The following is a 24,581-nucleotide window of genomic DNA, read 5'->3' as shown; positions in this document are numbered from 1 at the left end:
TATTATGAGATACCTCAAAACAATTATATTGTTGTGGGTTTCGATTTTGGCTTGCTTGACGGCAAATGCTCAATCTGCGAATAGCCATACAACCAGCGCCGGGGGCGGTAGCGCATCGCTGCCCGGAGGGAACACGCTGGGTTTCACCGTTGGAGAACCTTTTATCACCACCATCGGATCAAACCCACTGTTCACACAAGGGCTACATCAAACCTTGCTGACTTTTGCAGTAACGGATGTCAGCTCTCCAAGTGCCAATGCCTATTACAAAGAAGCGGGTGTGGTACTGATCACGGTTACATTTGATCAGCCAGTCCTGGTCACGGGAGTTCCTGAACTCGCCCTCAATAGTGGCGGAAAGGGACTTTACACCTCCGGCTCAGGAACCAATACCCTCACTTTCACTTATACAGTCGCAGCCGGAGAAAACGCTGCAGATCTGGACTATGCCGCAATCGGTTCCTTAACCCTTGCCGGCGGAAGTACCATCCAGAATGGCCTTGGTGCAAATGCGCCCCTGACCTTAGCGGTTCCGGGTACTGCAGGTTCATTAGGTGCGAATAAAGATATCATCATTGATACCACCTTACCTGTTGCACCATCCACACCGGTTCTGGCAACGGCCAGCGACAGTGGGATATTTCCTTCAGATAACATCACTAGTGTGGTCCTCCCTGTTTTTACGGGTACCGCAGAAGCAGGCGCAACAGTCACCTTATACGATACTGACGGTACAACCGTACTCGGAACGGGTGTCGCCACTGGCGGAAACTGGTCCATCACGGTCTCACCTGCCTTAACTGAAGGCGCACATACCATTACCGCAAAAACAACAGACCTTGCGGGCAATCAGGGTGTGGCTTCCACAGGACTGGTAGTGACCATTGACCTTACTGCCCCTACCCTTGCGATCACCAGCAATGTGCCGCAATTGAAAACCGGCGAAACAGCGACGATCACCTTTACCTTTTCTGAAGACCCTTCTACCAGCTTTACCTGGGATGGAACTACAGGCGATGTAGTGGTTACCGGTGGTACATTGGGCGCAATATCAGGATCAGGTTTAACACGTACAGCAACCTTTACCCCAACAGCAAGTACAAATGCGGGTACAGCAAGCATTACTGTGGCAGCCGCAACCTATACCGATCTTGCAGGTAACAACGGTGGTGCAGGCACAACTCCGGCACTAACCTTTGATACTTCCGATCCGGTTGCACCATCAGCGCCTGTTCTGGCCGCTGCCAGCGACAGTGGGCTATCTAACTCGGATAACATCACGAATGCAGCCGCACCTGTATTTACCGGAACAGCCGAAGCAGGCGCAACGGTAACTTTATACGGTACAGACGGAGTAACAGCCATCGGAACCGGCATCGCCACTGGCGGAAACTGGTCGATCACTGCTTCCGCTCCGACAGACGGCGTACATACGGTTACTGCTAAAGCAACAGATGGAGCAGGTAATGTGAGCCCGGCTTCAACCGGACTTGCGGTAACCATCGATACGACTTCACCAACACTGGCCATTACGAGCAATGTGCCACAATTGAAAACGGGGGAAACGGCCACGATCACCTTTACTTTTTCGGAAGATCCATCCACAACTTTTGCATGGGATGGCACAACCGGTGATGTAGTGGTTACCGGTGGTACACTTGGCGCGATTTCCGGAGCGGGTTTAACGCGCACGGCAACCTTCACACCAACAGCTTCCACCAACGGCGGAACAGTAAGCATTACGGTAGCAGCTGCTACTTATACGGATATTGCAGGTAACAATGGTGGCGCAGGAACAACTCCGGCACTAACCTTTGATACTTCCGATCCTGCTGCACCATCAGCACCTGTTCTGGCCACTGCCAGCGACAGCGGGTTTTCAAATACAGATAACATCACCAATGTGACTACGCCTGTATTTACCGGAACAGCTGAAGCTGGTTCAACCGTAACTTTATATGATACGGATGGCATTACTTCGATCGGAACAGGTGTCGCCACTGGTGGAAACTGGTCGATCACTGCATCTACCCTGACTCCAGGTGTGCATACCATTACTGCAAAAGCAACAGATGTGGCAGGAAATGTGAGTGCGGCTTCTGCAGGACTCGCAGTGACTATTGATACGACTTCGCCAACACTGGCCATCACCAGCAATGTACCACAATTGAAATCCGGCGAAACAGCCACGATCACTTTTACCTTTTCGGAAGATCCGGGCAGTACATTTGCCTGGGATGGAACAACCGGTGATGTAGTGGTTACCGGTGGTACGCTTGGCGCGATATCAGGCACGGGCCTGACCCGCACAGCAACCTTCACGCCAACGGCTTCCACCAATGGCGGAACAGTAAGCATTACGGTAGCAGCAGCTACTTATACCGATGTTGCAGGTAACAACGGTGGCGCAGGTACGACTCCTGCACTTACTTTTGATACTTCTAACCCGGTTGCTCCTTCTACGCCTGTTTTGGCTTCCGCAAGCGACAGTGGCGTATCCAATTCGGATAACATCACCAACGTAGTGATTCCTGTATTTACAGGTACCGCAGAAGCAGGTTCAACCGTAACTTTATATGATACGGATGGCGTTACTTCAATCGGAACAGGTGTCGCCACTGGCGGAAACTGGTCCATTACCGCGTCAACCCTGACTCCAGGTGTACATACCGTTACCGCAAAAGCAACAGATATTGCAGGTAATACAGGTGTGGCTTCTTCAGGACTTAATGTAACGATAGATACCACTTCACCAACACTGGCCATCACCAGCAACGTTCCTCAATTGAAATCAGGAGAAACGGCAACCATTACCTTTACTTTCTCTGAAGATCCAAGTACCAGCTTTGCCTGGAATGGAACAATCGGCGATGTAGTTGTTACAGGTGGTACGCTTGGCGCGATTTCGGGCTCAGGTCTGACCCGCACTGCGACATTTACCCCAACAGCTTCCACCAACGGCGGAACAGCAAGTATTACGGTAGCCGCTGCGACTTATACCGATATCGCAGGCAACAATGGTGGCGCAGGCACAACCCCTGCACTGACATTTGATACTTCTGATCCGGTTGCTCCTTCTGCGCCTGTTCTGGCTTCAGCCAGCGACAGCGGTGTGTCCAACTCGGATAACATCACTAACGTAACTACTCCGGTATTTACAGGTACCGCAGAAGCAGGTTCAACCGTAACTTTATATGATACGGATGGCATTACTTCAATCGGAACAGGTATCGCCACTGGCGGAAACTGGTCCATCACTGCGTCAACCCTGACGCCAGGCGCACATACCATTACCGCAAAAGCGACAGACGCAGCAGGTAATACAGGTGCGGCTTCTTCAGGACTTAGCGTAACGATAGACACCACTTCACCAACGCTGGCCATCACCAGTGATGTTCCTCAATTGAAAGCGGGAGAAACGGCAACGATCACCTTTACCTTCTCTGAAGATCCGGGCACAACCTTTGCCTGGGACGGAAGTACCGGCGATGTAGTGGTTACGGGTGGTACACTTGCTGCAATTTCAGGCGCAGGTTTAACACGCACCGCGATCTTTACGCCAACCGCAGGAACCAATGGCGGAACAGTAAGCATTACCGTAGCAGCAGCTACTTATACCGATGTTGCAGGTAACAACGGTGGCGCAGGCACAAGTCCTGCACTTACTTTTGATACTTCAAACCCGGTTGCTCCTTCTACTCCTGTTTTGGCTTCGGCCAGCGATAGCGGCATATCCAATTCGGATAACATCACTAACGTAACTACTCCGGTATTTACAGGTACCGCAGAAGCAGGTTCAACCGTAACTTTATATGATACGGATGGCATTACTTCAATCGGAACAGGTATCGCCACTGGCGGAAACTGGTCCATCACTGCGTCAACCCTGACTCCAGGTGTACATACCGTTACCGCAAAAGCAACAGATGTTGCCGGTAATACAGGTGTCGCTTCTTCAGGACTTAATGTAACAATCGATACCACTTCACCAACATTGGCCATCACCAGCAACGTTCCTCAATTGAAATCGGGAGAAACGGCAACCCTTACGTTTACCTTCTCTGAAGATCCGGGTGCCACATTTGCCTGGGATGGAACTACAGGTGACGTAGTCGTTACCGGTGGTACACTTGCTGCGATATCGGGCACAGGCCTGACCCGCACTGCGACCTACACTCCTACGGCTTCGACTAATGCTGGTACAGCAAGTATCACGGTGGCAGCAGCCACTTATACGGATATTGCAGGTAACAATGGCGGCGCAGGTACCACTCCGGCACTGACCTTTGATACTTCAAATCCTGCTGCTCCATCTGCACCAGTTCTGGCTTCAGCCAGTGATAGTGGGGTATCCAATACGGATCACATCACCAATGTAACTACTCCGGTATTTACAGGAACAGCAGAAGCAGGTTCAACGGTAACTTTATACGATACAGACGGTACAACAGTGATCGGAACAGGTATCGCCACTGGCGGAAACTGGTCGATCACCGCTTCTACCTTAGCGCCAGGCGTACATACGGTTACTGCTAAAACAACAGATGCAGCAGGTAATGTGAGTCCGGTTTCAACAGGTCTTGCAGTAACTATCGACACCACAATTCCGGTGATCAACAGTATCGCCCTGGCAGATCCGAATCCTACGCTGGCCACGAGCGTAATTTATACCGTTACTTTCTCGGAAAGCGTATCCAGTGTACAGGTGACAGACTTTAATCTGTCGACCACTGGCGGTACCGCCGGAACAATCGCAGGCGTTGCCACAGCGGATAACACCGTTTACAGTATAACAGTCAATGCCATCACCGGTAGCGGAACCATCGGACTGAACCTGAACAACGCAGGAACAGGAATTATGGATCTCGCCGGAAACGCGATCGCAACTGGTTTTACGGGTGATCTTTACACCTTTGACCACACCGCTCCAACGCTAAGCGCGGTAAACTACGTTTCTAATAACAGCAATCCTGTCTTTGCCAAAGTAGGCAATACGGCTACCTTAACCTTTACTGCCAGCGAAACGTTACAAACTCCGGTAGTGACCATTGGTGGTCACGCTGTAGTTCCAACCGCAGCAGGTAATAACTGGACAGCAGCCTATACCTTTACTTCGGGAGATGCCGATGGCCTGGTACCTTTCAACATTACTTTCAGTGATTTGATTGGCAATGCAGGTGTTCCGGTTTCTACAGGAACAGGGACGGTTACTTTCGACAAGATCACGCCGACCTTGTCTGCAGTAAATATCGCCTCTAACAACACTAACCCGCTCTTTGCTAAAGTCGGAGACCTGGTTAGCTTAACTTTTACTTCGAGTGAAGCATTGCAAACTCCGGTGGTGACCATTGCAGGTCATACCGTAATTCCAACTGCAGTTGGCAACAACTGGACCGCCAGTTATACACTCAGCCCGGCTGATGCAGCAGGTTTGGTGCCTTATAACATTGCTTTCAGTGACCTTGCAGGAAATACAGGAACTCCGGTTTCTACAGGTTCAGGATCTGTTACCTTCGACCAGTCTATACCGACATTAAGTGCGGTAGAAATCAGCTCGAACAACGCCTTGCCATTCCTTGCAATTGTTGGCAATACCGCCACTTTAACCTTTACTTCGAGTGAAGCGTTGCAAACTCCGGTGGTGACCATTGCAGGTCATACCGTGATTCCAACGGCTTCGGGCAATAACTGGACTGCAACTTATACCTTTACTCCGGCAGATCCGAGTGGTTTGGTAGCTTATAACATCAGCTTCAGTGACCAGGCAGGAAATGCAGGAACTCCGGTTTCTACAGGTTCAGGATCAGTTACTTTAGACAAATCGGTGCCTACACTAAGCGCCGTAAATATTGTCTCTAACCATGCCAATCCTACCCTGGCAAAAGTGGGCAATATCGCTACCCTTACCTTTACGGCCAGCGAAGTGCTGCAGACTCCGGATGTAACCATCGCAGGTCATTCGGTAATACCAACCGCTGCAGGCAACAACTGGACTGCAACTTATACCTTTACCTCAGCAGATCCGGAAGGTTTAGTCGCTTACAATATCGCTTTCAGTGATATGGCAGGCAATGCAGGTACTCCTGTTTCTACAGGAACAGGTTCGGTAACCTTCGATAAATCTGTACCAGTTTTAAGTGCAGTAAATATTGTTTCTGACTATAGCATCCCTACCCTTGCCAAAGTCGGCAATATCGCTACCTTAACCTTTACAGCGACTGAAGCCTTGCAAACACCGGTGGTTACGATTGCAGGTCATACAGTGATTCCAACTGCCGCAGGCAACAACTGGACGGCAACTTATACCTTTACTTCAACAGATCCGGAAGGTCTGGTAGCCTATAACATTGCTTTCAGCGATGTGACAGGAAATGCAGGAACACCGGTTTCTACAGGTACAGGTTCGGTAACCTTCGACCGGACGGCTCCGGCCACCCCTTCAGGCGTTACGGCAACATCCGGTGATACGCAAATTATCCTGAACTGGGCTGCCAATACAGAAACAGATCTGGTGAATTACCGCATCTTATCCGGAACAAGTCCTAACCCAACTACCTTCTTAGCCAACGTTCCGGCAGGAACAACAAGCTATACCAATGTAGGCTTAATCAATGGTACGACTTATTATTACCGCATTCAGGCCGTTGATCAGGCAGGTAATATCAGCGGGCTTAGCGCTGAAGTTTCTACGATTCCAAAAGCAAGCCAAAGCATCAGCTTTAATGCGATTGCAGCTAAAACCTATGGAGATCCTTCATTCCTGCTGGGCAGTGCAAATTCATCAGCAGGACTTCCGGCAACCTATACCGCCGCTGATCCGACCATTGTTGCTATCGTTGGCAATGTAGCCACGATTTTAAAAGCAGGAACGACAACGATCACTGCAAGTCAGTCTGGAAATGCATTCTTTAATGCGGCACCTAACGTACCGCAAACATTAACGGTAAATACCAAAACGCTGACGATTGTTAACAACAGCCGTTCTAAAGTTTATGGTGATGTCCTGACCAGTGGCGACTTTACCGGCAGCATTACCGGAGTCCAAAGCGGGGATAACATTACCCTGACCAGGAACAGTGCCGGTATCGCAGCAACTGCCAGTGCAGGCACGTACCCTATCGTTGCTACTTTAGCTGATCCAAATGCCAAACTGTCCAATTACTCCGTGAGCAATCCGGATGGAACGTTGACCGTAACACAGAAAACGTTATCCATTGCAGCGTCGAATCTTAGTAAATTCTATGGTACCGCAAGTGTCTTTGCCGGTACAGAATTCAATGCAATAGGATTGACCAATGGAAATACGGTTACTTCAGTGAGTCTGAGCAGTACTGGTGCAGCAGCAACGGCAAGCGTTGCAGGTTCTGATTATGACATCATTCCGACTGCAGCGGTAGGAACCGGATTGAGCAATTATAGCATCGTCTATACCAATGGTAAATTAACGGTGAACAAGAAAGGCTTAATCATCACCGCAGATGCCAAGGAGAAATTCCTGGGTGCTGCATTGCCGGTGTTTACTGCAAGTTACCTTGGCCTGGCCAATGGCGAAACCAGCTCCGTATTGACTGCCTTACCTACATTTACCACTACGGCAACTGCAAGCAGTCCGGTAGGCCCTTACGACATCAATGTGAGTGGTGCTGCGGCGGCGAATTATGCGATCAGTTATCAAAAAGGAATACTAACGGTTAAACTTGATGCGGTTACAAACATCAGCCTTGCCGGAGTTCCTTTATATGAAAACACTGCCGCAGGAGCTTCAGCAGGAACACTGAGCAGTACTTCTGACAATCCGGCCGCCACCTTTACTTATTCATTGGTAGCAGGAACAGGAAGTACAGATAATGCTTCGTTTAGCATCAGTGGAAACCAATTGCTCAGCACGGCAAGTCTGGATTACGAGACGAAAGCCGTTTATAAAGTGAGGGTTCGTTCTACCACACAAAACAACACTTCACTGGATAAAGAGCTGACGATTAATTTAACAGATGTTAATGAGATCCCTACCCTTTCTGCAATCGGCAATCAAACGCTTTGCGCAACGACCGCTACACAGACGGTTGCATTGGCAGGCATCAGCGCCGGACCGGAAAGCGGTCAGACCACAATCTTAAGTGTGAGCAGTACCAATTCCAGTCTGTTTGAATCCTTAACAGCAGCCGGTACTGGTGCTACAGGAACCCTGAGCTACCAACTCAGATCCGGTGCCTCAGGTACAGCTACAGTTACAGTTATGGTGAAAGACAATGGCGGTGTGGCGAATGGTGGTGTAGACAGCTATACCCGCTCCTTCCTGATTACTGTAAATGCTGCACCAGTCGTTGCCATCAGCAGCAACAAAGGAACGCAGGTGAGTAAAGGAGATGTCGCAACACTTACGGTAACCGGCGGAACAACTTATGTATGGTCTAACAGTGCCGGCATCATCAGCGGACAAAACACTGCGGTGCTTACAGTAAGGCCACGTGAAACGACTACCTATACGGTAACGGCAACCAATATTAACGGTTGCTCACAGTCGCAAACCTTCACACTGGGAGTTCTGGACGACCTGGCACTCATCAAGGGTACCAATATTTTGTCTCCTAACGGTGATGGTTTCAATGACAAATGGATCATAGATAACATTGATTTCTATCCAAATAATGAAGTGAAAGTTTTTGACAAAGCCGGACGTATTCTATATACCAAAAAAGGATACGACAACAGTTGGGATGCCATGCTAAATGGTCGCCCTTTAGATGAAGGAACCTATTATTACATCATCGATTTCGGAACGAACAGACTTAAATTCAGAGGATTTATCACTGTTATCAGACAAAATTAACATGAAGAAGCCTGCATCATCCTTTTGAAAAAGGAATGCAGGCTTCATTAAAATTACGCAGAGACATGAAAATCATACACAAAATAGGTTTACTGATTGCTTTCACAGCGGCAGCAAACTCCTCCCAAGCGCAGTTAAACCCATTGTCGGCACAGTACTATACGAACCAGTATGCCATCAATCCTGCTTTCGCTGGTTTTTCGGAGGGCATCAGAATAAATGGTTCTTACCGCAAGCTTTGGGACAATGTACCTGGCGCGCCACTCACTCAAAACCTGACTGCAGATTACGGCTTCAACAGAGTTGGGATTGGCTTAACGGTGAACAATGAAAGTGCGGGCCTGCAAAGGGCAACCCGGGTCCTGGCCTCCTATGCTTATCACCTGAAACTAAACCAGGCCGGAGATGGACTTCACTTCGGACTCTCGATGGGGATTTTAAGCCAGCGACTGGAGGATACGGATATCTACGGCAATCCCAATGATCCATTGGTAGGCCAGTATAACAATCGTAAAACGTATTTAGACGGAGATTTTGGCGTCGCCTATACCACAAACAGGCTTACCGTACAGGCCTCCATCCCTAACCTTAAAAGCTTCCTTAAAAAGGAAACGATTAAGCTTGCTGATGTGGGTACATTTTACTCCGCTGTCAGCTATAAGTTTCAGCTCAGTAAAGGCGCAGAAGGGATTGATGCAGAGCCTAAGGTGGCTTACCGTGGGGTAAAAGGATTTGACAACATCTGGGATGCCGGTGTTCAGGTGGGAATCGCCAATCAACAGGTGTTTGCAATGGCCATGTACCATAGCTCAGAGAGCGCTACTTTCGGCTTAGGCATGGACTTTAAACACAAATATATGATCAGTGGATCATATAGTACACAGACTTCGGCACTCAGTGCCTATACCAATGGCAGCTTCGAGCTGAATCTGAGGCTTAGCCTCGGTGGTAAATAAATAACGAAGTGGGGGGAAAGAAAGGTCGTAGAAGCTGCTGTTAAAGCTGCCTTTTACGGCCATTTCTAATTGCCGATTTCTTCTTGTAATTTCTTCGGTAAACTGGCCAATACCAGATCATAAGAATGATCAATCAGCTCATTCAACTGCTTCCTGGTCAGCCTGCCATCCATAAAAACTGTATTCCAATGCTTCTTGTTCATGTGAAAACCGGGGATGATTTCCTCATGCTGTTCCCGCAATTCGATGGCGCGTTCAGGGTCACATTTGGCATTAAAACGATTGCCGGTAACCAGACTGGTCAGTAAAAAAATCTTCCCTCCAACTTTAAAAACCAGGGTATCCTCTCCAAAAGGAAGCCCTTCAGATGTCCCCTGCTTCTGCAGGCAATATTCCCTTAATTCTTCTATATTCATATGCAATACCAAATATAACAATTCACCCTATTCCGGAGAAACAGATTTTAACACATATGCCTTCGGAAATCCCTGGGGCCTGATTCTTTTGATGATCGCTTTCGCTTCCTGCTTGTCTTTGACATCCCTGATCTGAATGTTATAATAGATCCATTTAGTAGGAACAATAACTACGTTTTTATAATATTTTGATAAAATCTGCTGACAAACCTTCGCCATCTTAAGTTTGAAATGTGCCGCCTGAACCGTTATCGTGCCTGGTGCCGGAGGTCCGGGAGGTACAACCGGCTCAATTTGTTCCACTTGTTTAACCGCCGGTTTGACCTGCTTAGGCGGAGCTATAGGAATAACCGGATCTGCTGACACCCGCCGTCCAGCTGGTTTCAAAACGTAAGCATCAGGGAATCCAATCGGCTTAATCTTTTTAATAATCTCATTCGCTTCTTCCAGATCTTTGACACCCCTGATCTGGATGTCGTAATAAACCCATTTGGTAGGAATGATGACTACATCTTTATAATATTTTAACAGCATACGCTGCGCAGTCCTCGCCATTGGAAATTTAAAATGCGCCGCCTGAACGGTCAAGGTCTTGCCAGGTTCCGGAACCTCTTCCTGCTCCACAGGCGGAACGGGAGCAACAGCTGGAACAGCAGTAGGAACCGGAGCCGCTGATACTGCGGGCATCGGGCTGGTGACCATGTCGAGATGGTTCACAAGGTCGCCTTCGACGTTCCGGGTAATGACAAAGGGTAGTGCTGCCGTTTCTCCTTTTAACTCCATCAAACGCAATTGCGCGGAATCCATCAGCACGGTATACTTGCCCGGAAGCAAGCCGAGGTAAGAGAAATAACCATCGGCTTCAGACACCGTCTGTCCGACTTTTTTAGAACGCCCATCGTAAAAATTTAGCATCACATTCCCCTGCCCTGTTTCTTCTGCCCCATCCTTCAGGATTACCCTCCCTGAGGCCTCTCCAAATACAGAGACCGGAACTTCCACATTCTTTACATAATTAGGGTCAATCACGACACTGTAGTTCGCTTTTGGAAACTTCCAGGCCAAACGGTCAAAGCCCGAACCATCCAGCTCAATGCTGTAATTGGTATAAGCTTCAAGGTCTGTAATCTGAATGGTCGTGTCTTTAACCGACTGCTTAATCCTGCCTCCGTTAATTCTCACTTTTAGCCCCTGCGCTTTGGGTTCATCTTTATCACGCCTGTTGTTTCCGTTCAGGTCCAGGTATGGAATCAATAAAACGGCTCCTTTACCTACGCTGGTATAGTTGTTAAAACTCGTGAATCCGGATTTCCCATCATGGATCAGGCTTCCGCTGATTCCTTGTAAGGAACGAACCACATCATTGCTTTTCCGTACAGAAACCCGCGTTTGGGCAAAAGAGAAATCATACCTTAAGCCCAGTTCTATATTACTGATGTCGCTGATAAAGTTTTTCTCATAAGACAGGTTCAGATAACCACTCCTGAAAATCCGTTTTTCCAACTCTGTTTTCAAACCGATCACCCTGTTATCCGTGTATTCATATTGGACTTGTTGCGTGATCAGCAAGCTGCTCAATGCCCTCAATGAAAGTGAATAATTGGTATAGATATAAGGATCACTGCCTTTTAGGAATACGGAATAGGTCGTCGCACTCGCATTAAGTTTGCCAACAGCTGCCGAGAGCATCCAGTTCGCAAGTGTATACCGGGTGTTTTCCAGCAATATCTGTTCGGCAGTGAGCCTGGTATAAGCCGAAAAATACCGCCCGCGTATCGGAAAGGAAACAGATGCTTTCCGGTTTTCTACAAAAGTATTGTTGATCGCGGTCTGGCCTTTTTTATACCAGGTATTGTTGACTTCAATTTGTAATCCTGAAGGCAGGTTATAACTCAGCAATGCTTTTGACCGCACATCGTGATCGTATTCACCGGAAAATAAAAGGTTGGGCAACAAACGAACCGAGACATTCGCAAAGGGGATCTTTGTACCGGAGCTAATTGAAGAAAGGTACTCAATACCTCCTCCTACAGTTACATTCCGACTGAGTCCGTAATTCGTACTCAGACGGGCAAATTTAGCATGTCGCCCATCCTCCAGGATTCCTGAGCTGGCCGTATATTCAAATTCATTCTTAGGTAAGAAATTAAACGGAATACTGATGCTCTGTTCTGTAGAGCGTTCCTCTCCGTAAGGACCATAAAACCGCAGCTTGATCATGGTATTCCCATATACCAAAGGCACATTAAAAGTATAGAACCCTGAGGCATCGGCTTTAACATAATTGATGAGCACTCCATTTACGTATAGCTCTACCATCCAGTTGGGTTCGGTATGATTACTTAAAGTATAAGTACCGAAAGAACGCCGGTACGTAGTTGGTGTATTGGTCACCTGTACCCCAATCACCGGCGAATAGATCGAAGCGATCGACTGTGTCTGAATCTTACCCGCCAGAATTTGTTTTACATAACGCAGGTCGTTGTCCACATACCTCCAGAGGTAATATTGTTGCCGTCCGGAAAGGCCTTCATTGTTATGGTAATTCAGCACCACATTTGTTTCTCCTCCGGCCACCATTCCTCCTAAACCAAGGCTTACCCTGGCATCATGGGGTGTCCCTTTATTTCCCGCCGAGGTCAGTGCGGCATAATCTGCTGTACCAAAATAAAACAAGGGATAATTCCTCCCTATGGTGGTATCTGCTTTAAATACACCGCTTAATTTGTTTAAGTTGCTCCGCATCTGCTCCTGTCTCATCTCCCTGAGGACAGGAAGCTCGAGATCGGTACTCAGCACAACCGATAAATTGCGAAAGCTAAACACGCAGTTTAACCCGAAGACCTTCGCGAAAAAGTCCGACTGTAAATAGATGCCGCTTTCCGTTTTGACCAGGTCTTCCGGTTTGAGCTCATAACGCTGTTCTTCATAAGTAATCTGGTGATTCTTCTGATCGATCGTGTACTTTGAGTTAGGGCTGATGAAGGTTCCGGAAACCACATCCCTATCCGGAGAGACTTCATATTTGACCTTTAAAAAATTAAAGAGATCAATCACCGGTAACCAGACTTTTTCGTCTTTGATCAGTGCCGGCATTTCTGCAGCACCCACACGTTGTACATTTAAAAATATCGATATTTCTTCATAATCAGTATTGGCCTGAGCCGAAGAATGTTCCGCAGTAAACAGGCAAAATCCAGCCGCAAGCACACTGGCTTTCAGCAAGTGATTGATTCTGTTGACATATCGGTTGATCCTGGTTCCATACATACTACTTAGGGCTGTATAAAGGTCACAGAAAAGGTTCCACTATAATTTCCAGGCGGATTGGCCAAAGGACTGGTCAGCGTTAAGGTCCCACCGATGCGGATCTGTGTCCTGCCCGGAGAAGTCTGTGTGGCAATAAACGGGCTTGCGGGATCAGCAGTACCAATATGCAAGCTGATCGTGCCGCCGTTACTTCCATTCAGCGTCACATCCGGACCGTTAACGATGGTCACCAATGTACCCGGTTCTGCATCGACCTCAAAGATTGCCGGGGAAAAAGATACGCCCTGATTGGTCTGTATCACACTTCCTGTAGTGGACCTTGTTCCATTGGGATAAATGATCACTGTTCCGCCCATCGCTCCCTGGTAAAATGCGCCAAACTGTAAGCCCTGGGCTGGATTTACATAGATCACTACCGGCCTGGGTGGATTTTCAGGTCCCAATGCCAATAGCTTGCGCTGCGCAGTTGAAGACATGGCAGCCAATAACAGGCCTGGTAAAACAATACCGCATATAATTCTTTTCATCTTCCTCATTTTCCCGTGATTTGCACTTTCGTCGTATGTGTTCCTTTTGAAGTTATAAAGCTAACGAGGTAAACGATATTGGGGTTCAGCTGATCCAGCTGATAGACACCGTTTCCATCTATTTTTTTACGTGAGATGACCTGACCTAAAGTGTTACTGATCATTAAATAACCAGGTAGTTCATCCATCAGTTTAATTCTTAAAAACAATGCACCATTGGAGCCGAATATGGCATAAACATCACCATTGGTTCCAGTCACCTCATTCGATGCAACCACACGCAGTGAGAAGCGGTTTTCGACCACTCCTTTTTTAAGATTTACCGTATATACCGGATTTCGCTGCAGGTCGTGATTGGTGCCGGTTAAAGCATCTTTTAGGTAAAGGTTTAGTCCGGCAGGCCAGTTTTCCAGGTTCCGGAGATCAAAAATCACATTTCCATCCCGCTGCGTTTCTATCCCCAGTGGGATAACCGTTGTGCTGTCCACCCCTTCCAATGCTTTGATCACTAATTTTGAAGCATCGTTTCCAATCGCATACAGGTTCGGCAACTGCTCATCTATGTTCATCAGCTTAATGGCATCCCGCTCTTTATCAAATGTTTTTCTTGCGCCTGAATTTGAATAGAGTACCATCGGATCCGCAGCATTGCTATGGTCTGAGAAACCGGCACTCAACCTCAGCAACATGCGGGGCACAGCTAAAGAGGCATCCATCCGCAGGGCCATAGATTTATGGAATACAGGCGAAAGGTCATTTACCCTTACATTGTTGTTCATGGCCAGCGTTCCGGTAACCGGATAGCTGCCATCTGTCACGTGGACGAAGAAGCCCTGCATCGAAGCAATCACCGGCCCTGCAATCCCATCACTGGAAACTCCGTTGATATAAGTGCTGTAAGCACCAGTGTATTGGCTAACCGTACCTGAATTGAAGAAATAGATTGCATTGTCGATATTTGTCCTCGTTAATCCCGAAGAAGCGTCCCAATTGATGGGTGAAGGATAAGGATTTCCTACGAGATTAAAACCTTTGGTGTACAGCTGGTTGTGGTTGTACAGGGTTGCAGAAAGAGATCCGTTGTTCGCCAGGCCAGTCATACTTACCGTTTTCTGAACCATAGCCGCACCAAAATCAGCCGCATAGCCCGCTAAAGGATACAGTGGATTTGCAGGATTGGTATAGGAAGTGAAACCACTGCTCACTTTATCCTCTATATAGTTGTAGAAATTCGGGAAAGTCGCGTTCAGGTCTACGGTGGAAGCGAAACTGTTTACCGTGGCATTCTGTACAGGCGGACTAAAATATTTATAGCCGAAACCGCTGATGAGGTGTCGTTCCATTGTGATATTTCCCGATACGGAGCCCAGGCCAGTCCCATCGATCAGGGCCGTTTGAGTTGCCGAAGAAACTAAAGTCAGGTTTCCTCCCGAGCTAAACTGTCCGTTACTGACGAGCAGAATATCTGTCAGGCTTAGTGCTCCACCGAGGTTCACTCCTGCAGCATTATTGATCTTGAGGTTCTTAATCAGGTTTCCTGTAAAAGCAGCAGCGGGAATACTTTGGGCTGCTGAACCATTCATTTCAATCATTCCGCTACTCGCGATAAAACTTCCGCTATTGCTGATATTTCCACCTATTTTTAAAGTCCCTGTATTTACGTTTAAAGTTCCTGCAGTAACGGTCACATTGTTGGACACCGTAAGTGTTGAAGATTGCAGGGGAACAGTTACATTACTGCTTCCTATCGTTAAATTATAAACGGGATTCAGGGCACTGATGTTCATCGTTGTTGCCGCAGCTGTTGATCCATTTCCCAACTGCAGGGTTCCTCCGGTAAAACCTGTTCCGGTTGTACTCTGGTTATTATAGGCCAGATTTTGACCACCACTACCTCCGGAATTCTGGATCAGTAAAGTTCCGGCCGACATACTAAAGGCCGCGCCTGCGGCATCCATATGGAAAGGCGAAAGCCCTGCTGTGGTACTTCCTGTTGTATTTATCGTAGTCTGCCCTCCCTGCATTTCATACTGCCATGCAGCGGCAGGATGACCAACCGACGATGCAAAATTAAGGTTCCCGGCAGTCACTGTAAAATGTGCCCCATCCAAAGGAATTGCCTGGTTATTGGCCAGTGTTCCGATATTCATTGTTCCGCCTGTTACCTTAATCAATCCTGCAATCGTCCAGTTCATATCCGCAGAATTGATGGTTCCGGCATTTACCCATAGTCCGGCAGCAGCAGGAATCAAATAATTGCCATCCGTGATGTCTGCCAGGAATGGAGTAATGGTTAATGCGGCATTATTCAGGTTAAATGACCCATTGTTTAGGGTCAGAAAACCATTAGGCGCAGAAAATCCGGAGGCCGTTACCGCCACATAATTGGTGTTTACTGATCCAAGATTTGTTGTGATGGTATTGAAAGAGGTCGTTACGCCAGCTCCGGAAATCGTTTGATTACCATCCTTATTAAAAATCACATTACAAAGGCTATTTGCATCCGGGCGCAGGTTAAAGGTTCCGCTATTGACTACATTTCCGCCCAGTGTTAGTAAATGTGTGGCATCGGAGGCCGTCGAAACCGCTAACGTTGCCCCGCTGGAAACGCTCAGGTTTCCATTTACAATAATTTTCTGTACTGTACTGCTGTTGCCGATGCTCATTGTTCCACTACTCACCGTCAGGTTATTGCTCAGGTTGGCATCCAGTAAGGTCAGACCGGCCGAATTTGCCCCGTCCAGATTGTAATAATTCATGGAGCGTACCGTCTGGGCCGCAGTGCCGTTATAGCTGATCGTCCCCGAATTTGCAACCGCATCCGCTGTAGCGGGTAGCGCAACCGTTAGCACCCCGGCGATGCCGGTAATGCCGGATGAGAAGGATTTTAAACCTCCGTTACTCAGGTTCAGGTGGTTGTAAACAGAGGCGGCCACTGTTTGCGCGGCAGGACCATTGTAATCGACCGTACTTCCGGTGACGGTATAGGCATTGCTTCCCGGGCTAAAGGTATTGGCGATGCCAATAGTTCCCGTTCCTGCCAATACCCTTGCTCCTGTTCCGCTGCTGCTCAGGTTGTAATAATTATAGGCAGGAATCGTTTGAGAACCTGTTCCTGTAAAGCCAACCGTACCTCTGGATACGTCGATTACCCCGGTCACTGTTGGAAAGGCTGCGGCTGTATTAAATGTCCCGTCGACGAGTGTCATATTGCCCGAAACCGACAATGTATTTCCTGCAGTGGTGGTCAGCACCAGCCCCGGAGCACTCAGCAATAAATCTTTTGTAACCGCTGCTACATTGATGTTAATGATGAAAGGCCCGGTAAGCTCCACATTATCGTTAACCGAAGGTACACCATCGGTATTCCAGTTTGCGGCATCTCCCCAATTGGCGGTTCCTGCCCCACCATCCCATGTTTTGATATAAATCGTCATTTCTCCGATCTGGAAATCACCAAAGGCGGTTAAACCAGAGGCCATCAGGCTTGTTGCGGTAAGCGTGCCCACCATGGGATATACCCAGGAACCACTGTTATACCCTCCCAATACAAAAGCGCTGGTATTCGCTCCTCCATCCACATCAGCTGCCAGGTAATTAAAGGTCACATTTACAGAGGTAAAGGCAATTCCGCTGTTGTTCATGGTCCAGTACCGGTTTACACTTTTTGTCGCATTGATCATGGAGTTTCCAATGCTCGGATGGTCTCCGGCATTGGTGGCTACAGTCAGGTCCCCGGCAGTACTCACATTGGTAAAGGCCAGGGTAACCGGAAGGTAATTCGAGGCGTTTCCAATTTCAAAAACCTTATTTGTTATGCCGATAGCTATGTTTTTACGATAGTTTCCATTTACCCAACCCGTTACCTGTGCGGCGTCGCTAACTGATCCTGAGGCAGGCTGGATAACGATAAATGAACCCGTTTGTATTTTTCCAAGGGTAAAGGTCAGGGCATCATTTACCGTCACATTTGAAGAGATGCTTACCGTTCCCCCACTATTATTTAAGGTCAGTTTATAAAATGCCGAAGGAGAATAAACATCCTGAATACTGCTTCCATTGAGGGTAAAGGTAGAGGAGCCCGCATTGATGGTCCCATTGTTGACGATATTTCCGGCAATTCCATAAGACCTTGTACCTGCGTTCAAAATAGCGCCGCTATTGACCGTCAGCATATTGGTTAGCGTCCAGTTGGAAGAAGGGCTAATCCCGGCCGCATTGGTATTGGAAATCAATACATTGTTAATACTTCCGGGAGTTCCGGCCATAGTTACCGCTCCTGCTCCACCAAACGCCACCGTTCCTGTGCTGGAAAAAGTTGTCCCCAGGTTAAGTGTTGCTGCTGTAGCAGGAATAAAATTAAGCGTTCCGGCACTTGACATCGTGCCATTGTTCGTTACCGAGCCCAGGAAGTTATGTGTAGGTGTTCCTCCGCCAAAAATAGCACCTGTTCCGACTGTAAAAGTAAACTGCACATTCCATCCCACGCTGGGGAATACACCTCCTGTATTGTTGATGTTCAAAAAGCCGAACTGAGGTACAGAAGTAGAATTTAATACCGGTGAGACCGTTCCGTTAAAGTTCACCGTCATCGCCACCGTGGTCACTGCATTGATCAGGTTCACGGTCTGAACCACATTTCCGGTAAAGGTGGTCGTGCCTAAGGTATATAAGGTCCCGCTATTGATCAGATCCCCGTTCATGGTCGTATAGATCGTTGATCCGCCACTTAAACTTCCTGTACTGGTGATGTTCAGTAATCCATTGAAAATGACATCGTTAATAATCGTGTAACTTCCCGGAACGGTGACCTTGTTGAAGGTCGTATTGCCGGTAATGTTTTTAGTGGTTCCGGTAAAAATGACCGTGCTTGTAGATGGCGTAAATGTTCCGTTATTGAGCCAGTTTCCATTTAAGGTAATGGTGTTTGCCCCCCCGTCGAATGTCGCTCCGTTGTCTATCGTTAATGTTCCTTTTATCGAAACCGGCGTCAGCAAAGATTTAAGCCCTGCATTGCTAAAAGTGATGTTCCCGTATACCAGTCCCGGCAGTAAGAGGTGCTGGGTACTCAGGCCGTTAAATACAACGGTACTATTCGTTCCCAGAATATAATTCGCAAATTTATTAGGCGCATTGTCTGCTCCTATAATCAGTGTTCCTGCATCGGCAATGTTGGCTGTACCTCCAACTACGTCCCTGTTAAAGAAGAAAGATTTAATATCCAATGTGCCTGAGGTTCCGGTTAGATTTCCCTTCAGCGTTACATCTCCGGTGAGCACCGCTAATGAGCCTACAGGTTTATTGATCTCCAGATTATTGAAGGTACTTGCCGAAATCGACTGTGTTCCCGTCCCGTTAAAAATAACACTTGTTCCGGAGGTCGCGGAATTATACGTCCCGGCATTGGTCCAGTTTCCACCGATCATTAAGGTGCTGTTGTTCTGAAGTGTTGCAGAAGCGGCGATACTTACATTTCCGAGAATGGTCATGACCGCATTGTTGTCAAATTCACCACTGCTTACTGTTAAATTTCCATTTACCGTAAGCGGACTCCCGGCTATGATGGCTGCTCCCGTATTATTGATCGTGAGGTGGTTGTAGTTTACAATACCCAAAGCCTGGTTTGTTGTACCCGAATAAGTAACCGTTCCTGTTCCGGGCGTAAAGACACCGCTCAAATAATTAAAATCCCCGCCAACACTCAGGTTTCCTGCAGCGCTGAAGGTAATGTTGGCTCCCCCACTTTCCGTTAAATCATGTCCGACACTGATACTTCCTGATCCGATACTCAGGTTAATGGCATGCCCGGTTGTTCCATCACTCAGGATTAAATCACCGTTTACCGTGATCGCCTGACTTGCGGCGTCAATGGTATGCGTTGCATTTGCAGACCAGGTGCCCCTGATGTCGCCGGAACTCAGCGATCCGCCTGAGGCCATAGAGAGTGTTACCGCCTTGGCACTGCCAAAGTTGATGTTTTTCACCGTAACAGCAGTATTGATTATAGGCTGATTTGTAAAGGTAACCGTCCCAAGATTAACCACATCCGTTGCTGCCGGAGGTCTTGATGCCGAGCCCTGGGTAACCGTCCAGTTGGCCACCGTATTCCAGTCGGAACTGACACTTCCATTCCACTGCACCACATTTGTAGTCGCAGAGAGTGTCCATCTGTTCGTGATGTCTAATATCAGCGTCTGTTCTACATAATTATTCGTTGTGCTATTGCCACTCTTTCCGCTGGAACTCCAGGAGCTGCCATTATAATGCCAAATGGTCATAGCAGATTCACTGTTCCCGTTCAGCTCAGCATCTTCATAATGGAAGCGCATCGTTGCCCCTACATAAGTGCCGGAGGGAACGGTGACTGTATATAACCTGCTGATCGAGCTGCCAAAAGGGAAATCACTTGCAGGAGCAGAAGCCACCACGACTGTGACACTGTTTACACCAAGTGGAAGTGTAAAAGTAACCAGGTTGTTGGGTCCTTCAAAAGCATAAGCGGTTAGTGCAGCAAAAGAGTGGTTTCTGGTAATCGTACCCATGATAATTCCATTCCCCGTTCTGGTGGTCGTAATGGTAACCGTATTTGCGCCGGTGAGTAGTGTTCCCAGGGTCATGTTCAGCGTGGCAACAGAAACATTACTCAATAAGGTAATGGTTACTGTCGACGCGGAATTGTTGATGGTCAGTATATTAAATGTCGTTGCGCCGCTGATGGTCGCATTCTGCGTTCCCACAAGCTGCACCGTGCCCGATCCGGCAGTGAAGCTGCCATTATTGACCCAGTTGTTATACACAGAATGGGTAAAGGTTCCCGAGATAAAAGTTGTTCCTGTACCAATCGTGATGTCGTTATTCACCGTCACTGCGCCAGCTGCGGTTTTATTTCCCCCGGTAGAAAAGCTCAGGTTGCTATAAGTAATCGCATTAATGCTCTGCGCACCCGATCCGTTAAAATTGACCGTATTGGGCGCAGAACTTACGTTTAAGGTTCCTGCAGTTAACGTCAGTGCTCCCGCTACACCGAGGACAGCATTTGCCGACAACTGTAATGAGGTGCCATTAATCGTAGTATTGAATAAGTTTGCGGTTCCGCTCAGTGTGGACGTTCCGGTAAAGGTTGCTGTTCCGGCCGATGCCGTCAGGCTTCCATACACACTAAGTCCGGAGGAGATGTTAAAACTAACCGCCGTACTGACCGTTCCGGTTACCGACATCAGGTAAAAAGTTTTGGTTCCCGCTCCCGAAATTGTCTTGGTTGTCCCGCTCATGGTGATCGTTCCGGCACTCGCAATCAAGCTGCCAGCCACGGTAAGGTTTCCGGTAATGATCATAGATGAAGTGGTAGTTACCGTCCCTGTAATGCTCAGGTTGTCTGGTGAGATGTCGGTTCCGCTAATCGTTGTACCGGTTCCGCTCATGGTTAAAGTTCCCCCTGAAGCCTGTGTAAAAGATCCTGCTCCGGTAGTCGCTAAATTTCCCGTTAAGCTCAAGCCTTCCGCAGAAAAGGCAACCATCGCCGCCGCAATGCTGAGGTTATTAAAGTTTTGCGTACCTGCACCACTTACGGTAGTTCCCGCCCCGGTAAAAACAACCGTTCCGGTATTTCCGTTAAAGATGCCTGCATTTGCCCAGTTTCCCCCGACATTCTGGGTAAAACTCCCACCATTAAAGGTTGTGGCAGCACCAATGGAAACATTTCCATTTACAGTCAGCGTTGCAGCTGCCGTAAAACTAACTGAGGTTCCGGCACCCTGAATACTACTCAGATTTCCCAGTATCGTCATTGCTGTTGCCGGAAATGTTTTAACCGCCGCTCCGGAGGAACTGCTCAGTTTTAAGTTTCCATAGCTTTGATTCCCTATCGTCTGACTGGTTCCTGAATATTCTACCGTACTTGCCAGCACCAGTGTGTTCGTGCTGTAATTTGTCGGATAAGTATTCGTCCCACCGATCTTCAGGGTGGCATTATTGGACACCGTAAGAATTCCGCCTGCAGTAGCGCGGTTGGCCGTAAAAGCGCCAAGGTCTAAAGTGCCCGTCGTTACAGAGAGGTTTCCGGAGATGATTTCGTTGATGCCCAGGCTGACCGTATTTCCTGTATTGAGGATATTTAAATCATTGAACGTAGTGCTTGCTGTTCCGCCAATGCTCTGGGCACTGCTGCTGTTAAAAGTCACCGTTCCTGTTCCTGCTGTAAATGCGGTACTGCTCACATTGTTGATCCAGTTGCCCGTAACGGTCAGGTTAAAATTATTGGCATTCAGTGTTCCCGCCGAGATGGTCAGGTTGTTATTGATCGTAATGGCTGCAGGCAAGAGCAGGCCTGCACTGTTGTTTAGCGTTAAATTATAAAATGAGCTTAATCCCGAGAAGGTCTGCTGCCCGCTTGTACCGTTAAAATTAACTGTTCCGGTATTGGTAAATGTTCCGTTATTGGTCAGTGTTCCTGCAATATTTAAAGTTCCGGCTCCGGCAAGCGTTACTGTTGCACCACTGTTAATCGTCAGGCTCCGGCTGCTCACACTCGTGCTGATATTTGGCATCCTTGTGGCTCCTGAGGTAATGATTACATCGGTAGTTGAAGTTGGGATCACCCCATTACACCAGTTTCCGGCGGTTGCCCAATCGGTACTTACATTTCCCGTCCATTGTCCGGAAGTACTTGTAGAAGTCACAATTACATAAGCTACTGAAGGTGTAACACAACCTGGTATCGTGACCTGTAAGGTATACGTACCGGCATAAGCCGCGGTATAGCTAATGCTCGGATTTTGTAAAGAAGAACTGAAACCATTAGGACCCGTCCAGGCATAAGTGGCTCCGGAAACCGTAGTTGCGGTCAGGTTTAACGAAGATCCGGCACATACCGGAGCATTGCTGCCGGCACCATCCGCCGAATTATACAACACTCCTATTTCGGCGGCGCTTAGTTCCCTTTGATAGATCACCGCATCGTCCAGTGTTCCCTGGAAAAAGTCGCTGGCAGGATCTGATGGCCAGGTGGCAATATCATTATGGCCAATTCTCCAATACCCTGTACTCGTTTCTCCGGAGATTACCGTGGCATCACTGGCCACGAGTGTGGCATCCACATATAATTTCATTCCGCTTGCACCCAGCGTAGCCGTTGCCATGTGCCAGTTGCCATCATTATAGGAGGCAACAGTACTGACATATTTTTTCACCGAGCCCGGTGCCACTCCGAAATAAAGCACTCCGGTAGCCGTCATATAAACCACCCGGTCCCGGCTGCCCCCGGTACCCGTCTGGAGCGTAGAAAAGCCCGTCAACACCCCTCCCACAGTGGTACTGGTTTTAAACCAGACCGAGGTACTGAAAGTATTCGGACTCACATAAGCATTGGTTGTGGAAATGTAATTGCTTGTTCCGTTGAAGGTATATGCTTTATTGGTAATTCCGTAGCGATCTGATGTCTGTGTCGGGGTTCCCCCCTGAAATGCACCTGCATTATTTGCGGCAGCATCGTTTGCATTTCCTTCAAACTTATAATAGGAAAGCAGGCCTGAAGGCATTTGAGAAATGACAGGTCCATTGCAGCTCGTTGCCTGAGTACCACTGAGAGCGGTACTCAAACCTCCTTCAGTGATGGCATAGACCCGCCAATAATAAGTTGTTCCTGTAGTTAATCCTGATTGGACGGAACTTGTTGCCCCGGCGGCAAGCTGGGTCACAAAAGAATAATTGGTTCCGTCTACAGAGCGATAAATGACAAATCCCCGCTCGTTTGTGGAAAGGTCAGTCCAGTTCAGGGTCATGGTCAGGTTTCCTATCGCCGAAAAGCTAAGACTGCCCGGTGCCACAGGAATTGGTGGCGTAAAGGTATAGGTCCTTCCGCTGACTCTTTTTGTTGTGATACTGGCTTCTGAAGTAGAACTGGTACTTGTTCCGGCATTATTTACCGACAGGTAGTTGCCCGAACCGGTTGCCGTGGCCGTCAGACCTATGGATGCAGAAGGAGAAAGCGCGATCGTCAGGTCCGACCGGTAAACATATTCTATTTTACCACTGCTTTCATAAAAGTTGACCTGAAAGGAACATACCGCACCTAAGGCAAGGTAATTCCATTTCACATTGAGGTATTGCACCGTAAAAATCCTGGAGCCCGCTGTTCCGGAGGTTTTGTAGGTCACATTGGCTGTGGAAACGATGTCAAGGTCATCCCACAAAGGTGCAATTACCGGTCTGGGCGAACCTCCCGTAGCAAGACTGTTCGTGTATACGAAATCTGTAGGAACACTCCCCATTGCAATCCAGCCGTTGGTACTGGCGGAAACGTTGGTATACCGGGTGCCCATATACCAGAAATCAAATCCTATAGGAATCAGTGCAGAAACCCCATCATCTGTAGAGCCTGTCCAGGTAGTTGCGTTTGGCGTACTTAGCGCCGTAAACGTTCCGGTTGTACCTGCAAAAGTATAATTGGTTACAGACTGAGCACTTAACTGAAAACTGAGAAAAATAAGCAACAAACAGGTGATTACACCTTTATAAAGTATATTTTTTTTCATTTTCTGAGCGCGTTTAAGGCAAATGCAGAGAATCGGGGTTCAGTGGCGGT

At 48.0% G+C, this 24,581-nt stretch carries 6 protein-coding genes; 2 read left to right on the top strand and 4 right to left on the bottom strand.

Annotated features, from left to right (window positions below):
- Positions 1-4: 4 nt before the first annotated feature.
- Together BLQ87_RS30285 and BLQ87_RS30280 are read left to right on the top strand one after the other, a co-directional pair.
- Positions 5-8,830, top strand: a complete 8,826-nt coding sequence (locus tag BLQ87_RS30285; RefSeq protein ID WP_083362135.1) for an Ig-like domain-containing protein — start codon at positions 5-7, stop codon at positions 8,828-8,830.
- A gap of 65 nt (positions 8,831-8,895) precedes the next feature.
- Positions 8,896-9,786 carry a PorP/SprF family type IX secretion system membrane protein gene (locus BLQ87_RS30280; RefSeq protein WP_074612696.1) on the top strand — a complete coding sequence of 297 codons (891 nt, stop codon included), beginning with the start codon at positions 8,896-8,898 and terminating at the stop codon, positions 9,784-9,786.
- 65 nt (positions 9,787-9,851) lie between these two features.
- Here BLQ87_RS30280 and BLQ87_RS30275 read toward each other — a convergent pair whose 3' ends face one another.
- The 4 genes from BLQ87_RS30275 to BLQ87_RS30260 are packed head-to-tail and all read right to left on the bottom strand — an operon-like array spanning position 9,852 to position 24,531.
- A complete protein-coding gene (locus BLQ87_RS30275) occupies positions 9,852-10,202 on the bottom strand; it encodes an MmcQ/YjbR family DNA-binding protein (RefSeq protein ID WP_074612644.1) in 351 nt (116 codons plus the stop codon).
- 27 nt (positions 10,203-10,229) lie between these two features.
- Positions 10,230-13,472, bottom strand: a complete 3,243-nt coding sequence (locus BLQ87_RS30270; RefSeq protein ID WP_074612643.1) for a hypothetical protein — start codon at positions 13,470-13,472, stop codon at positions 10,230-10,232.
- 5 nt (positions 13,473-13,477) lie between these two features.
- Positions 13,478-13,999: a DUF4402 domain-containing protein gene (locus BLQ87_RS30265; protein ID WP_083362144.1), complete on the bottom strand. Its 522-nt coding sequence runs from the start codon at positions 13,997-13,999 to the stop codon at positions 13,478-13,480.
- Positions 14,000-14,004: 5 nt separating this feature from the next.
- A complete protein-coding gene (locus BLQ87_RS30260) occupies positions 14,005-24,531 on the bottom strand; it encodes a fibronectin type III domain-containing protein (RefSeq protein WP_074612641.1) in 10,527 nt (3,508 codons plus the stop codon).
- Positions 24,532-24,581: the final 50 nt, after the last annotated feature.

The sequence above is a fragment of the Pedobacter steynii genome (assembly GCF_900103665.1).
GTDB classification, from domain to species: domain Bacteria; phylum Bacteroidota; class Bacteroidia; order Sphingobacteriales; family Sphingobacteriaceae; genus Pedobacter; species Pedobacter steynii.
This window is presented reverse-complemented; position numbering and strand designations above follow the sequence as displayed.